Annotated in this window: 10 protein-coding genes; 6 read left to right on the plus strand and 4 right to left on the minus strand. The window is 41.8% G+C overall.

The features are described from left to right. Positions 1–149: 149 nt before the first annotated feature. The 3 genes from BMW53_RS10500 to BMW53_RS10510 form a co-directional block, all read right to left on the minus strand. Complete coding sequence (locus tag BMW53_RS10500) at positions 150–1,757, minus strand: SulP family inorganic anion transporter (RefSeq protein ID WP_038556171.1); 1,608 nt, start codon at positions 1,755–1,757, stop codon at positions 150–152. Between the two features lie 1,213 nt (positions 1,758–2,970). Further along, on the minus strand, positions 2,971–4,449 hold the full coding sequence (locus tag BMW53_RS10505; RefSeq protein ID WP_038556168.1) for an alpha-L-fucosidase: 1,479 nt from the start codon (positions 4,447–4,449) through the stop codon (positions 2,971–2,973). Between the two features lie 37 nt (positions 4,450–4,486). Further along, positions 4,487–5,113 (minus strand): copper homeostasis protein CutC, encoded by a 627-nt coding sequence (locus BMW53_RS10510; RefSeq protein ID WP_038556165.1) that lies wholly within the window; start codon positions 5,111–5,113, stop codon positions 4,487–4,489. A gap of 117 nt (positions 5,114–5,230) precedes the next feature. Here BMW53_RS10510 and miaA point away from each other — a divergent pair, with 117 nt between their 5' ends. The 6 genes from miaA to BMW53_RS10540 all read left to right on the plus strand — a co-directional run bounded on the left by miaA (position 5,231) and on the right by BMW53_RS10540 (position 13,382). Continuing rightward, positions 5,231–6,154, plus strand: a complete 924-nt coding sequence (miaA, locus tag BMW53_RS10515) for a tRNA (adenosine(37)-N6)-dimethylallyltransferase MiaA (RefSeq protein ID WP_051567605.1) — start codon at positions 5,231–5,233, stop codon at positions 6,152–6,154. 43 nt (positions 6,155–6,197) lie between these two features. Continuing rightward, complete coding sequence (locus BMW53_RS10520) at positions 6,198–6,377, plus strand: hypothetical protein (protein ID WP_038556159.1); 180 nt, start codon at positions 6,198–6,200, stop codon at positions 6,375–6,377. A gap of 142 nt (positions 6,378–6,519) precedes the next feature. Continuing rightward, positions 6,520–7,128 carry an RNA polymerase sigma factor gene (locus BMW53_RS10525; RefSeq protein WP_038556156.1) on the plus strand — a complete coding sequence of 203 codons (609 nt, stop codon included), beginning with the start codon at positions 6,520–6,522 and terminating at the stop codon, positions 7,126–7,128. 142 nt (positions 7,129–7,270) lie between these two features. Further along, positions 7,271–8,470: a FecR family protein gene (locus BMW53_RS10530; RefSeq protein ID WP_038556153.1), complete on the plus strand. Its 1,200-nt coding sequence runs from the start codon at positions 7,271–7,273 to the stop codon at positions 8,468–8,470. Between the two features lie 195 nt (positions 8,471–8,665). Next, positions 8,666–11,833, plus strand: coding sequence for a TonB-dependent receptor (locus BMW53_RS10535; RefSeq protein ID WP_038563858.1), 3,168 nt, complete (start codon positions 8,666–8,668; stop codon positions 11,831–11,833). Between the two features lie 19 nt (positions 11,834–11,852). Continuing rightward, complete coding sequence (locus BMW53_RS10540; RefSeq protein ID WP_038556149.1) at positions 11,853–13,382, plus strand: RagB/SusD family nutrient uptake outer membrane protein; 1,530 nt, start codon at positions 11,853–11,855, stop codon at positions 13,380–13,382. Between the two features lie 370 nt (positions 13,383–13,752). On the opposite strand, the gene BMW53_RS10545 is transcribed toward BMW53_RS10540, so the two are convergent. Further along, the gene (locus tag BMW53_RS10545) at positions 13,753–15,888 is read right to left on the minus strand and encodes a glycoside hydrolase family 97 protein (protein ID WP_038556146.1); all 2,136 of its coding nucleotides are present in this window, start codon (positions 15,886–15,888) and stop codon (positions 13,753–13,755) included. Positions 15,889–16,017 lie beyond the last annotated feature (129 nt).

Below are 16,017 nucleotides of genomic sequence, written 5' to 3' on the forward strand. Positions count from 1 at the left end.
ACGTTTGATCTTATTGTCATATCCACCTTTAAGATACAAATCTTAAAGGGACAATAAAAACAAAGGCTGTCCAATTTTACTTTTTGGACAGCCTCATCCTTTTTTGCTTCGAAAATCAGAAGAATCAGCGTCGTCAGCGTTCATAATTCTTACGAGGTTGCATTTTCATTCAATTTCGTCTGCAGCTTCATTAACTTATTGTAGTTGTCGATGGCCACAAAGTAGTTTGGATCTTCCACCACATTCACATCACAAATAGCTTCTGCCTTTTTTACCAGTTTAATACAATCTTTGCTTAAGTGGCGCAGGTGAATAGTTTTTCCTGCTTTTTGATAACGCTCGGCCAGTTTATTAATGGCTTCAATGGCCGACTGATCGGCAATACGCGATTCTTTAAAATCAACGATCACTTCATTCGGATCGTTGTGTACATCAAACTTACTTTGAAAAAGCGCCGTGGAACCAAAGAACAGCGGGCCAAAAATTTCGTAGTGTTTAATGCCGTGTTCGTCAACACTTTTACGGGCACGAATACGTTTGGCATTCTCCCACGAAAATACCAGTGCCGACACAATTACTCCTGCCAAAACAGCTATTGCCAGATCGAAAATTACCGTGAGACCTGTTACAAGGATAATTACAATGAGGTCGGAAAGTGGAATTTTATTGATGATTTTGAAGGTGCTCCAGGCAAAGGTGCCAATAACCACCATAAACATTACTCCAACCAATGCTGCAATCGGAATCATTTCAATATACGACGAGGCGAACAAAATAAAAACCAGCAACATTACAGCTGCAAAAATGCCCGACAAGCGGCCGCGGCCCCCCGATTTTATATTGATAATACTTTGCCCGATCATGGCACAACCGCCCATTCCTCCAAAAAATCCGTTAACAATGTTGGCCAATCCCTGTGCTGCGGCTTCGCGGTTTCCGCTACCACGTGTTTCGGTTAGTTCGTCAACCAGGTTCAGTGTCATTAACGATTCTATCAGTCCAACGGCAGCTAGAATTAAGGCATAAGGAAAAATCAATTCTAAGGTGTGCAGGTTAAAAGGAATCAAAGGCACATTAAAGGTTGGCAGGCCGGCTTTAATACTGTCGCCGCCACCACTCTGAATAAAGCTTCGTACCGTTTCTGTTTCAATATTTCCGAAAATAACAATGGCGGTAACCACCAGAATTCCAACCAGCGCAGCCGGTATGGCTTTGCTTAGTTTTGGCAGAAGAACCATAATTGCCATGGTTAGTGCCACCAGACCAAGCATGGTGTAAAGTGGTGTTCCGCTTAGCCATTCGCCGCCGGTTTTAAACATATTCAGTTGTGAAAGGAAAATAACAATAGCCAGCCCGTTTACAAAACCCATCATTACCGAGTGCGGCACCAGTCGAATAAACTTTCCGAGTTTGAAAAAGCCAAAAAGTGCCTGTATTGTTCCGGCCAGAACAAGGGTGGCAAACAGGTACTGCAAACCTTGTCCGTCGCCCATGGCGTTACCTTGTTGTACCAGGCTTACCATAACAACGGCCATCGCTCCTGTGGCTCCCGAAATCATTCCGGGGCGGCCTCCGAACAGCGAAGTAATCAGCCCCATCATAAAGGCACCGTACAAACCAACAATTGGCGACACGCCTGCCACAAAACTAAAAGCCACCGCTTCGGGTACCAATGCCAGTGCCACGGTTAACCCCGAAAGGATATCATCTTTAATGCTTCCCTGTTTCTTATCTATAAACTTAAATTCAAACTTCATCTGTTCTGCTTATTTGCTGTTGTGGAAAACCCGGAAGGTGGGAGACCCCAGCCCCGTGGCTGGTTGGAGGAGAGGCTTTTTGGCTGCTCCTGAAGTCTCGTTCCGGGGGATTAATACTAAAAATTCAAAAAGACTATTCGTTTAATTGTTTTTGCAATTAAAGCGCGCGAAAATAGGGCAAATTTTCAGAAAACATGTTGTAGAGCATGTTTGGAGAGGGATTGTTAATGTTGGGGTAAACTGATGAAGACGAGGGATTGATTACTTAAAGAGGCTGTCCAAAAAGTTGTTTTGATTTAGGTTGATTTTGCAATTTGTAAGTAACCACCAGGATTTTCACCCTTTATCCCCTGTGTACGGTGTACACACAACTATTCTAGGGGGCCTGCTTTACAGCCGACTTTTAATATGCGGCGCAAGGTAGGGTTGTATTTCAAAAACCGGTAGCAGTTGCGCCTTTTTCATTTTTCTCTTCTATCCCCGGGGCTGCGCTCCCTGCGGGTGCTTCCCCCGGGCTATTGATTACGCACCTTTGGTGCTTAAAGCCCCGAAGTTGGCGACAGGCAATAGCCCGGTGCGAGTGGCTGAGTTTACGAAGACACAAAGCGCCGGGTAAAAGATCGATAAAAAATCGTTCGGCGTCTAAAATTGATTAGAATTGGTCAGCTTGTTCCGAACGAAAAATCGTTACAGAATCATTTGAAAATGGGAATATTTAAGTTGTGTGTACACCGTAGATATCCCCAGTAGGGGAGGTTTCGAGGGGTAAAATAAAAGTTGATTATAAATTGTAAGTTTCTTCTAAAATAATTTTTCTTTATGGACAGCCCCTCTTGAAACCGTCCGGAAATGCGATTGTACCATCAGAAAACGCGAAAAACCGTCCGGAAATGCAAAAAACCTGTCAGAAATGCAATTGTACCGTCCGGAAATGTAAAAAACCGCACGGAAATGCGATCGTCCCATCCGGAAGTAGGAAAAACCATCCGGAAATGCAAAAAACCGTCCGGAAATGCAACATGACGGCGTAAATTTCATTTCCGCCCCGTTTTTTCTGTTTCCGGGTGGTAATATTCATTTCCGGCTGGATGACCTCGTGTTTGTGTTGGGAAAAATGGTTGGAGAAAAGAAAGACCTTCAAGGTTTTTAAAACCTTGAAGGTCTTTGAGTAAAAAAGCTTTTCCGAAGTTTCGTACTTTGGAAAAGTTGCGAATTATTCCACTGCCGATATTTTAACCGCCCAGGCCAAATCGCAAGGCAGGTTTTTTCTGATGCTGGAAGGAATTGTCACTTTCACACCTTCGTCGGTGTTCTGCCATTTTAAATTGCCTTTGGCACCCAGCAGGGTCAGTTGGGCATTTTTCGCCGCTTTTATTCCTTTTACCGTAAACGATTCGGGAAGACCACTGCCATCTTCTTCTTCAAGATAAAGTGCATAAACTGCTTTTGTATCTTTTTGCTGACTGAGGCAAATGTTATCCGTTTTATAAGGCGCAATGGCGCGTGTTGAGTAGATCGCTTCGCCGTTTACATCAATCCAGTCGCCCATTGCAGCCAATAATTTGTAAGCACCTTCGGGCCATCTTCCATCCGGTCCCGGAGCAATATTGTACAACAGGTTGCCGCCTTTTGCCACAATGTCAATCAGCATGTGGATGGCTTGTTTAGGTGTCATAAATACTGCATCGGGCACCCACGACCAGCCGCCGCCTGCTATTATGCAGCTTTCCCACGGATACGGAAGTTGTGTTTCCGGCACTTTGTTTTCCGGGGTGAGGTAGTTTTGGTTTGGCCCTTTTACGGCACGGTCAACAACAATCAATCCCGGTTGTTTTTCGCGGGCTTTGGCCGCAATTTCGTCCATACGAATATCCTGGTTAACAGCGCGCGAAATAGGAAATCCTGATGTTGCGTTTTCAGCAACGCGGTTATAGTAGTTTTTAATTTGTTCAGGCGATTTTTTTGAAACCCAGCCACCATCGAGCCAAAGGATGTCGATTTTACCGTAATCGCTCATCAATTCCATAATCTGGTTTTGGGTGAACTGTACAAATTTTTCCCATTTTTCAGGATATACTGCCGGGTCGTAGTTTACGTTCCTGTCCATTGGCGGAAATTTCGGATCCCAGTAATAGGGGCTATTCCAGTCGGGTTTCGAGAAATAAGCACCTGCCCACAGTCCTTCGTTACGGAAGGCATCAAAAACCTCTTTGGCGATGTTGGCTTTCGGATTGGTGCTAAACGGACTTTCGGGACTGGTTATTTTATAATCGGTGTATTTCGAGTCGAACATACAAAATCCGTCGTGGTGTTTGGTTGTAAACACCAGGTATTTCATTCCTGCATCGGCAGCCGCTTTTGCCCAGTCTTCAGGATTAAAACCGGTTGGGTTAAACGACAGCTTCAGGTTTTCGTATTCTTTTTTGTAGGTAAAATAATCGTTGGGATTACTGCCTTTTTTTCGTTCGCACCAACCGTAATCTTCGGGGCAAATCGACCACGATTCCACAATGCCCCACTGGCTGTAGGCGCCCCAGTGCATTAGCAAGCCAAATTTTAAATCTTGCCAGTCTTCCAGTTTATCCAGTACAGCCTGGTCGGTTGGCCATTCGTAATCGGTAATTTCATGTTCCAACTGCGCATTTACCAATAATGCCAGAAAAACCGGGAATATCAACATTAATTTTTTCATTGGTATCAGGTATTTTATGTTCAACTTTCAATCTTTTTTATGAACTAAGATCGCCAACAATTCTTCGGCCGTGCAATTCTGTGGTGCCTGTTATTTGTTGAATTTCGACAACGTTTTCATGGCTTACTTTGCCGGCCACCAGAATGGTAATTTTTCCTTCGGCTTCGGCAATCATTTTGCGAATTACTTCCTGCCCCTCAAGCGCTGTTGCTTTGCCGCCCGAGCTAAGAATACGTTTAATATTCGGGATGGTTTTTAAAATGCGAACACCTTCTACCGGATCATCCAGCTCATCAATTGCTTTATGAAAAGTTACCGGAAGCGGCTCGGCATATTCGGCCAGCAGGCGGGTATTGGCTTCATCAATATTATTGTGTGGCGTTAATAACCCAAAAACCACACCGGCAGCTCCGGCTTCTTTAGCCTGATCAATTGCCGCTTTCATTTCTTCAACTTCATCGGCCGAATGCACAAAATTCCCTGCCCGCGGACGAGCCATTACCATTACCGGAATATCCAATTCGGAACAGGCTTTTTTCATCGTTTCAAAATCGGGCGTTAACCCGTCGTTTGCCAGGTCGGAACACAACTCAATGCGGTTGGCTCCGTTGTCTTGTGCTTGTTTGGCTTCAAAAAACGATTCTACACATGCTTCTTTAATCATTTTGCTTCTTTTCTGATATGCGCTCAAAGTTACAGCTATTTCAGCATTATTTAAAAAGTAGTTATTGAATGGATAAGCCACTAATATTTTGTTATTTTGTAGCTAAAATACGGAATTTTGAAAACCAATTTAGTAACAATATTAGGCCCAACAGCAACAGGGAAAACAGGACTGGCAGCGCATTTAGCTGCAAAATTGAATGGCGAGGTTATTTCGGCCGATTCCAGACAAGTTTATCGCGGAATGGATTTGGGTACCGGAAAAGATTACAAGGATTATTTTGTTGATGGCGTTGAAGTGCCGTCGCACCTGGTTGATATTGAAGATGCCGGGGCGCATTACAATGTATATCGTTTTCAGACCGATTTTATTCGGGTTTTTCAGGAGATTCAATCGCGCGGAAAATTTCCGGTGTTGTGCGGAGGCAGTGGTTTATACCTTGAGGCGGTGCTGCGAAACTACCGGTTAATAGAGGTGCCGCCAAATAAAGAATTACGCAAAGAGCTGGAAGGGAAATCGCTGGAGGAACTTACCGAAATTCTAAAAAATCTTAAACCGGAGCTGCACAACGAAACCGATGTGGAAACCGACCGCCGCGCTATTCGTGCCATAGAAATAGAACATTATTATCGTAACCATCCGCAGGAGGATTCGGAAATGCCGGAAATAAACAGCCTGAATGTGGGCATTGATTTCGACCGCGAAATGCGCCGCCAGCGAATTACAACCCGCTTGAAACAGCGGTTGGATGAAGGCATGCTGGATGAGGTGCAGAAATTGCTCGATTCGGGTTTAACGCCTGAGCAGTTGATTTACTACGGACTGGAATACAAATTCCTGACCCTGCATTTAATTGGCGAATTGACTTTTGATGAAATGTTCAGCAAGTTGGAGATTGCCATTCACCAGTTTGCCAAACGACAAATGACCTGGTTCCGAGGCATGGAAAAGCGGGGCACAAAAATACACTGGATTAACGGCCACCTGCCAATGGATGAAAAAGTTGGTGAAATTTTGAAACTGTTAGAACAACCTTCGTAAAAAGGGAAAAATAACGATCACTAACTATTTAAACCGAATTATCATGGCTGAATCAAATTGTGCAGATTGTTCGCTTCGTGCAAAGTACGATGAAAAACCGAAATCGTTTGCCGGCCGTTTTTGGCGCTGGCACATCAATTGGTGCCCGGGCTGGAAAGGGTATATGAAATCGCTGGATGAGGCGGAGCGAGCGGAAATTAGGCAGCAATACCGGCTAAAATAGAAGGCCCCAGGGAGTATTTTCTTGAACTGAAAAGGGTGTTTATTTGTTCCCCGCATATCTTGTTTTTAGGTGAAACAGGTGGTATGTTTTTTTTACTTTTCAAAAAATATACCTTTGTAAACAACTAACTAACATTGCCTAAATGTATCCGAATCAGAAAGAAGATGCAAAGCTGTGGATGGAGTTTCTTGATGGTAACCAGGGAGCGCTGTCAAGAATATACCTGGCCAATATTAATGACTTATACGCATTTGGCTGCAAATTCAGCGTTGACAGATCGTTGATAAAAGATTGTATCCAGGATCTTTTTATAACACTTCTTCAAACCCACACAAAACTCAGTCCAACTGACAACGTAAAAGCCTATTTGTTTACCTCCTTAAAGCGGAAAATTATACGGGAGACCATTCGGTCGAGTAGGTTTGAACAGGTTATGGAACGTGGCGACTATCGTTTCGAAGTAGGCTTTGAAAAACTGGATACCCAGGCTTTTGAACATGATAATTATTCGAAAAAAACACTGGCAGTTCGGTCGGCTATCGAATCGCTTACAAGCAGGCAGAAGGAAGCATTGTATCTGCGCTTTTATTTTGGATTAAGCCACAAAGAGATTGCGGAAGTACTTCACCTGGAAGTACAATCGTCTCGATCATTAATTAACCGGGCCGTAAAAAAGATAAGAAATGTGATGAGAAGCGACAAAAAGCGTATTTCAAATTTCCTGTACTTTTTATTGGCGCAAACATCATAATTGCAGCCGCATGTTTTTCAACATGTAAATTTGTGAAGAAAAAGTATCAACACTTTGCAAACTCCCGTCTTATAGCTGTAGTGGAAGCCATTAAATGCAGTGGTTTAATTCATAAGAAAGATTCGAACAGCCTGTTAATGCAATGAATAAATACAAATTATATAGCTCAACAGATTTTTTAAACGACGATTCATTTGTAGAATGGTTATTAAAATCAGACCATGATGCAGAAATGTTCTGGGACACTTTTGTTGAAGAACATCCTGAAAAAAAGAACGAAATAGAGGAGGCCGTTGAAATCTACAATCATTTTAAGTTTACAAGTGAAGATCTTACTCTTGAAGAGGTATTTGCCATATGGAATAACGTAAAGCATAAATCAGTAGAGAAGCGTTTTAGTTTTCTGACTGTTTTAAAATATGCTGCAGTTTTTGTGCTTGTTTTTACAACCGGAGCATTGAGTTATTATTTGTATAACAACGCCACCGAAGAAACCGAATTTACGATTGCAGAAAATAAGCCGCTAAACTTTAATGAAGCACAGATTATCTTATCCGATGGTAAATCCGTACCATTAAACTCGAAAGAATCGGAAATAAAATACGATGCCACCGGAGAACAGGTAATTATTGATAATGATACAATTCGGCAAGCAAAAAAAGAAGCAGAACCAACGATTAACCGGGTAGTTATTCCTTACGGTAAAAGCTCACAGGTAACACTTTCTGATGGTACACAGGTATGGTTAAATGCCGGTAGCCAATTGGTTTATCCATCGGTGTTTAAAGAGCGGCAACGCGAGGTTTTACTTATCGGTGAAGCCTACTTTAATGTTGCGCATAATGCGAAGGTGCCTTTTGTTGTTCGAACTGAGCATGCTGACATTGAGGTGCTGGGAACAAGTTTTGATGTGTTGGCTTATCCCGATGATAAAATGTTTCAAACCATTTTGGTAACCGGTTCGGTAAGCATTGAAACAAAAAGCAAAGGCTTGCTTTCCGGAAAGAACAAAATGGTGTTGGAGCCCAATCAAATGTTTTATCTCGATAAAGAAAGTGGTGTAAACTATGTAAACAATGTTGATGTGGCCACTTACACATCGTGGAAAGAAGGAATGTTTGACTGCGATAAATTGGACTTAAGCCGTGTTGTTAGGCGTTTGGAAAGATATTACAATAAGCAAATACATATAAAAGATCCGCTAATAGGTACTTATAAAATATCCGGGAAACTAGATCTGAAAGGTGATATTTCGGAAGTTCTGGATGTTATTCAATCCTTTGTTCCCATCGACTGGGGTAAACAACAAAACGGAGATTATTTTATTGTAAAACCATACTAAACAATACTGCCTATGTAAATAAACCAAGTAAAACTATCTAACAAAAAATAATGAACCGGAAAGTGTTCGCACCACCTGCCGGTTCAAGAGAATAATTAATTAACATCTTTAATTAAACGCTTTAAATTTATGAATAAAATTTGTAAAAATGGCAGAGCCGTGCAGTCGCGGCATGTCAAAAAACTTTTCCTTATTATGAGGCTAACAACTATCCTACTACTAACTACCTTGTTTGCCGCAACAGCAAACTCTTATTCACAAACAGCAAAGTTTTCGATGCAACTGAATGATGTAACACTAAAACAAGTGTTTCATCAAATCGAAAAATCAAGCGATTTTATAATTGTTTATTCTGACGATATTGTAAATCCAAACCGTCGTGTAAATGTGGAAGTTAGTAACGAATCGGTTCAGCATGTGCTGGAACAGGCATTGAACCAAACGAACCTGACCTTTGCCATTAGCGATCGCCAAATTGCGATTACCAATAAAACCGAAGTACTTGATAAAATACTGGATCAACAGACCAAAACTATTTCGGGAGTTGTAAACGATACTGACGGAGGGCCAATTCCCGGCGTGTCGGTTGTTGTTGAAGGAACTACAATCGGAACCGTTACCGATTTTGATGGTAATTTCGAGCTAAATGTTCCTGTTGATGCAGCGAAGCTCCTGTTTTCTTTTGTAGGTTTTCAAACTCAGGTAGTAGAAATCGGAACACAATCGTTATTTAATGTCACTTTGTTGGAGGATGTTATGCAGCTTGATGAAGTTGTGGCAATTGGTTACGGAACCCAACAAAAACGAGAAGTTACCGGATCGATCAGTAATGTATCGGAAAAAGATTTTAACAAAGGATTGACGCAGGATGCAGTTGATCTTTTAAAAGGTAAGGTTGCCGGTCTTTCCATTACGTTGGGAAGTGGCGATGTAACCTCTGAACAAACCATCCGTTTGCGCGGTACATCTTCGTTAACCGGTAGTAGCCAGCCGTTTATTGTAATCGACGGTGTTCCCGGATTGAGCATGTCATCGGTTGCTCCACAGGATATTGAATCAATTAGTGTTTTGAAAGATGCTTCTGCTGCTGCCATTTATGGTTCTCGATCAGCCAGTGGAGTAATCCTGATCACCACTAAAAAGGGAAAAACCAACGAAAGTATAATTGAATACGATGGATACGTGGCTGCCAGTACGGTAACAAATGTTCCCGATGTGCTTACTGCACAGGAATGGCGCGATTATACATCAGCCAATGGTATAAATACCGAAGGACTTGACCTGGGAGCAAATACCGATTGGTTTGATGAAATTATGCGTACCGGTGTCAGCCAGAATCATAACTTTTCGTTCTCTGGTGGTGGAAAAACCAGTAACTATCGGGCATCAATATCTTACCTCGATCAAAAAGGAGTTGTAAACGATAACGAAATGGAACGTTTTAACGCACGTTTCTATTTCAACCAAAAGGCATTGGGCGATAAGTTAAATGTTTCATTTACCGGTGCTATTACAACCCGTGATTACTCGCCAACAGATACCCGTAATTTTGTATTGGCGTACAATATGATTCCTGTTGCTCCTGTAAAATTTGATGATGGAACCTGGTTCGACACACAAGAGTACGACCAGGGAAACCCGGTGCGTAATATCGAATATAATACTCAGCTGAATAAACGAAATCTTTATTTCGGAAATGTTGATGTGCAGTTAGATTTGGTTGAAGGTTTAAAAGCTGGAGTTAAATTGCACAAACAACGCGAAACAAATGATTACGGCCAATATTACAACTCGGAAACAGAAAGAGGCCGGAACGACCAGGGATATGCACAACGTTCGAACTGGACTGCTGATAAAAACCTGTTGGAAACAACATTGAATTATGAAAAGTCGGTTAACGATCATAAAATTGGTTTGTTGGCGGGTTACTCATATGAGAAAAATGAATACCAAAATTCAGGTGCTCAAAACCGCCAGTTTGTAACCGACTTTTTTGAATACAATAATTTAGGAGCAGGCGAAAACCTTCGTCCGTCAGATGTTTGGTCGGGAGCCAATATGAACAAATTGGTTTCGTTTTTTGGCAGGGCCAACTACAACTATAAAATGCGATACATTTTTACTGCATCGCTTCGTTACGATGGTTCGTCGAAATTTGGAGCGAATCACAAATGGGCAACTTTCCCATCGGTTTCTGCTGCCTGGCGAATCAATGAAGAGTCGTTTATGCAAAATGCCGATTTCCTCGATGAATTAAAATTACGCGTAGGTTATGGTATTTCTGGTAACCAGGACGGTATCGATCCTTATAAATCGTTGGAGCTTTACGGAAGTTCAGGCCAGTATTACGACAATGGTAAATGGTACCGAGCTTATCAAATCAGTCAGAATGCCAATGAGGACCTGAAATGGGAAGAAACATCGATGTTTAATATTGGGGTTGACTATAATATCCTGAATAGCAGATTGAGTGGTACCATCGAATACTACAACAAAAAGACCAAGGACTTGCTGTACACCTATCAGGTGCCGGTTCCTCCTTATTTGTATCCTGATATGTTGGCAAACGTTGGTTCTATGTCGAATAAAGGATTTGAGTTTTTAATTAGTGGAGACATTATCAGAAAGAACGATTTTCGTTGGACTACATCGATAAATCTCGCTCACAACAAAAACAAAATTACAAAACTATCTAATGACGAGTTCTCAACAAGCTCAATCTTAACAGGTTCGGCATGGATTCGTGGTGGTTCTGATAATACAACTCACATTGTTGAAGAAGGTAAAGAAGTTGGTACATTTTATGGCTGGCTTTGCGAAGGGCTTGATGAGGATGGCATGTACATCATGGATGACATGATTGACGGAGAACCCGGATTAACCAACGACGACCGTACTTATATTGGTTCTGCTCAGCCTAAGTTAACTTATGGTATTTCAAATATCATTAACTATAAAAAATGGGAGTTGAACTTCTTCTTTAGGGGAGTTTATGGCAACGACCTGTTAAACTTCTCAAAAATGTCGTATGCTACAACTCAGTGGCTACCCGGAGCAAATGTGTTACACGACGCGTTAACTATCGGTTTGGCCGATAACCCAAAATATTGTAGCTATTACATCGAAAAAGGTTCCTTCCTTAAATTAGATAATTTAAGCCTGAGTTACAGTTTCGACGTATCGAAGATTGAGTATTTAAGAAAGCTAAGAGTTTACGTTACCGGACAAAACCTGTTTACTATAACCAACTATACCGGTTTAGATCCGGAAGTTGAAATGGCCGGCCTCGATCCTGGTGTTGAAGGACGTGAATATTATCCAAAATCAAGGACTGTTTCCTTGGGTGTAAACATTAGTTTCTAAACCTAAATAATTTTGAATTATGAAAAAAACAAAAATATTTTCACTTGTTTTCGTCTTCTTTCTTTCATTTTTATATCAAGGATGTACTGATTTGGACGAAGAAGTATTTGATAAACTGCCCGTAGATGAGTTTGGAAATACTGAAATGCAAATAAACTCTCTTATTGCCCCAATATATCGTACACTCAAAGGTGTATTCCCTTCCAATTATTTCCTTTTAAGCGAGTGCTCGGCCGATATGGCGATTACTCCAACACGAAAAGGAGGCGACTGGTGGGATGGTGGCCAGTTTAAAGAATTAAGACTACACACCTGGACTCCTAATACCAGTTTAGTTCGCGATTCATACAATTCAGCAATGGAAAGTATTTCGAGCTGTAATAAGATTTACTCGATGATTGAGGAAAATGAGAGCATTGCCGATAAAGAACAAATCCTTGCAGAAATTAGAGGCGTACGCGCATTTTGGTATTACTTGCTGCTCGACTACTACGGAAACGTTCCGGTTGTAACCGATTTTAACGACACATCAAATCCGGCTACCGAATCGAGAAGTAATGTATATCAGTTCGTTTTAAGTGAACTGAATGCCATTAAAGACATCGTTCGTGATGATGTAACTGCAGCAAGTTATGGTAAAATTACCAAGGGAGTGGTGAACACTCTTCTGGCAAAAATGTACTTAAATGCTGAAGTTTGGTATCCTGAAGGTGGCCCTAAATGGCAGGAATGTATTGCTGCCTGTGATGAAGTAATGGGAATGGACTACGTGCTGGAGCCTAATTTTAAAGCCAGTTTTGTTGTGCAAAACCAAAACTCAAAAGAAATAATCTTCCCGATTGTTTTTAGTACTGCAGATGGAGGCAATCATATTCATAAAAGAACATTGCACTATTTAGATCCTATTCCGCTAAACCTAAATGTGGGCACATGGAATGGTGTTAGTGCTATGCCCCAGTATGTTAAAGATTATGACGATGATGATAAACGTATTGATTGGTCATTTTTAACAGGACCAATGCACGATACCGATGGTTCAGTTCTTGTTACTGCTCATGGTCGAGAACTGATTCATACCATCGATATTGAGATAAAATACAACCTTGATGAAGATGGCTGGGGACAGGTTGAGCAGGAAGAAGGAGCACGCTGCTCGAAATGGGATTTTGAAAGTGGCCTGAACGGAGACATGGAAAATGATATGGCTATTTTCAGATTAGCAGATGTTTATTTGATGAAGGCTGAAGCTTTGGTGCGCTTAAATGAAGATAATGCCGAGGCTACCCGATTGATAAACTTATTAAGAGCACGGGCATTTGATGGTGCAGATAAATTATACTCGAGCGTTACTTTGGATGATGTATACAAAGAACGTCGTTTTGAATTGGCATGGGAAATTTCAGCACGCCAGGATATGATTCGTTTCGGAACATTCCTGGATGAAATTCCAGGGTGGAAAGACGTTACACCTGAAAAATGCCTTATTTTCCCTATTCCGCAAACTGCATTGGATGCTAATCCGGAATTGGTGCAAAATCCGGGTTACTAGTATAGCATAGTTTGGTGAAAGCCCGTTGCCGGTTTTGCCGGTGATGGGTTTCTTAAAGTCAATTAAATTGTAGGAAGACAGTAGATTGCTCTGAAACAGACAAATAAAGTTATTACTGAAATACCTGGATATTCCATTGGCATAATACCTTTTTAATCGATCAACTAAAACGAATGATACGTTTCAATCAATTCACTGTCTTTCACTTTTACTTATTAATAACGGATAGGTGTTTCAATAAGTAAATGACTAATAAAAGATACTATTCCGGGGAGGCCGGAATTGGTTTTACGAATAATAGCCACCGGCAACAGGCCGGTGGCTTTCATTTTAATATATCGTTTGAAGTGATGTTTTTACTTCATTTCGCTTACAGCTTCTTCAATCCTTTCAACTCCGCCTTGTTAGCCGCCGGGATAATGCTAATTGCATAACCGCCGCCGGGAGCACATTGTTGTTTTAATTCCGACTTACTCGTTACCACATACTTTTTGATTTCATATGCCTGTGGATTGGTTTTCCAATCGGCATCTTTTGCATCGGCATAAACTGTTGCAATGTATTTCTGATTCGGATTCAGAAAATCAAAACTGATTTTCGAGGTGCGGGTTTCCTGGTCGTTTGTGCGGCCTACAAACCAGTTTTCGCTGCCTTTTTCTTTGCGGGCGTAGGTAATGTAATCGCCCGGTTCTGCCTCCAATACCAACGATTTGTCCCAATCCAGCGCTACATCTTTTATGAACTGGAAAGCATCCATGTATTTCTCGTACGTTGTTGGTAAATCGGCAGCCATTTGCAGCGGACTGTACATGGTAACATACAAGGCCAGCTGGCGTGCAATGGTGGTACGCACCTGCGAATTGTTATCAGGATTATATTCGCTCACATGCGTTTCGAAAATTCCCGGCGTATAATCCATCGGGCCACCAACCAAACGTGTAAACGGTAGGATGGTGGTGTGATTTACATTGTTTCCACCAAAAGCTTCGTACTCGGTTCCGCGAGCCGATTCGTTGCCAATCAGGTTCGGGTAAGTTCGGCATAATCCGGTTGGGCGAACCGCTTCGTGTGCATTCACCATAATTTTGTAATCAGCCGCTTTTTTTACCGCGTACAAATAATGGTTCACCATCCACTGTCCGTAATGGTATTCGCCACGCGGAATAATATCGCCCACATAACCACTTTTTACCGAGTTGTAGTTGTTCTCGGCCATAAACTGGTATGCCGTATCCAAATGGCGCTCGTAGTTGCGCACCGAACTCGATGTTTCGTGGTGCATCATCAGGTGTATATTTTTGCTTTTTGCATAGTCGCGCAGTTCGGCAACGTTAAAATCGGGGTAGGGCGTTACAAAATCGAAAACATAGTCTTTCGATTTGTTGAACCAGTCTTCCCAGCCTTCGTTCCAGCCTTCTACCAAAACCGCATCCAAACCATTTTCTGCTGCAAAATCAATGTATTTTTTCACCTCCGCAGTATTGGCAGCATGAATTCCGTTGGGTGTTGTTTTTGAATAGTCTGTTTCGCCCAGTTTTACACTTGACAGGTTGGTGTATGCCCACGAGCTTTTTCCGGTAATCATTTCCCACCAAACGCCAACATATTTTACCGGTTTAATCCAATCGGTGTTGTCGTATGCACAAGGCTCGTTCAAGTTAAGGGTGATATTTGAAAGCAAAATATCGCCTGCCTTTTTGCTTGCGATTACTGTGCGCCAGGGCGTTGTGCAAGGCGCCTGCATGTAGGCCATATTTCCTTGTGCATCGGGTGTTAGAACCGATTTGAAAATCATGTTTTTATCATCGAGTTCCAGGTGCATGCACGAATAATCTTTCAGTGCTGCTTCGTGCAGGTTGATGTAGTAACCGTCGTTGGTTTTCATCATTAAAGCTGTTTGTACAGCTGTTGCCGAAATGGGCGTTTGCGATGTGTTTGGTGTGATGGCTTTTTCCATCAATCCGCGAATTTCCGACAGTTTTGACTGGGTGTAATCGTATTCCTGCGTGTCGTAATCGCCCGGAATCCAGAACGCCGTGTGGTCGCCATTCATGGCAAACTCAGTGCGTTCGTCTTTCACCACAAAATAAATCAGGTTTTCTTGCTCCGGGAATTCATAACGAAAACCCAATCCGTCGTTAAAAACACGGAAACGGATGATCATTTTTCGGTTGGTAGCCGGTTGGTTTAAGGTTACAGCCAGTTCGTTGTAATGGTTACGAATCTCGCTTTGTTCGCCCCAAACTGGTTTCCAGGTTTCGTCGAAAGCAGAGGTTTTACTGTCGGCAAGGGTAAATCCGCTTAACAGTGGTTCGGCATCTTTTAATTCGAGACCGAGTTTGCTGGCTTTGATAATGGTTTTGTCTTCCAATTGAAGTTTGTAAACCGGTGTTCCATCCGATAAATCGAAGGTAAGTTTCATTTTTCCGTTCGGAGAGGTAATTTCTTCAGCGTGGCTAAAGAGTGTGCCAACGGCAAGCACAAGAATCAAAAGTAATCGCTTCATTTTCTTTTAAGTATTTGTAGCCTTAATAAATCTTTAATTATAGGCTTTTGTTTGTATAAATAATTCAAAATAAACTACTCAAAATCACTGCAAACGTTTGAAATTGCCTGATTTTTTTTTGATCATTTC

Source organism: Draconibacterium orientale (assembly GCF_900111425.1).
GTDB lineage: Bacteria > Bacteroidota > Bacteroidia > Bacteroidales > Prolixibacteraceae > Draconibacterium > Draconibacterium orientale.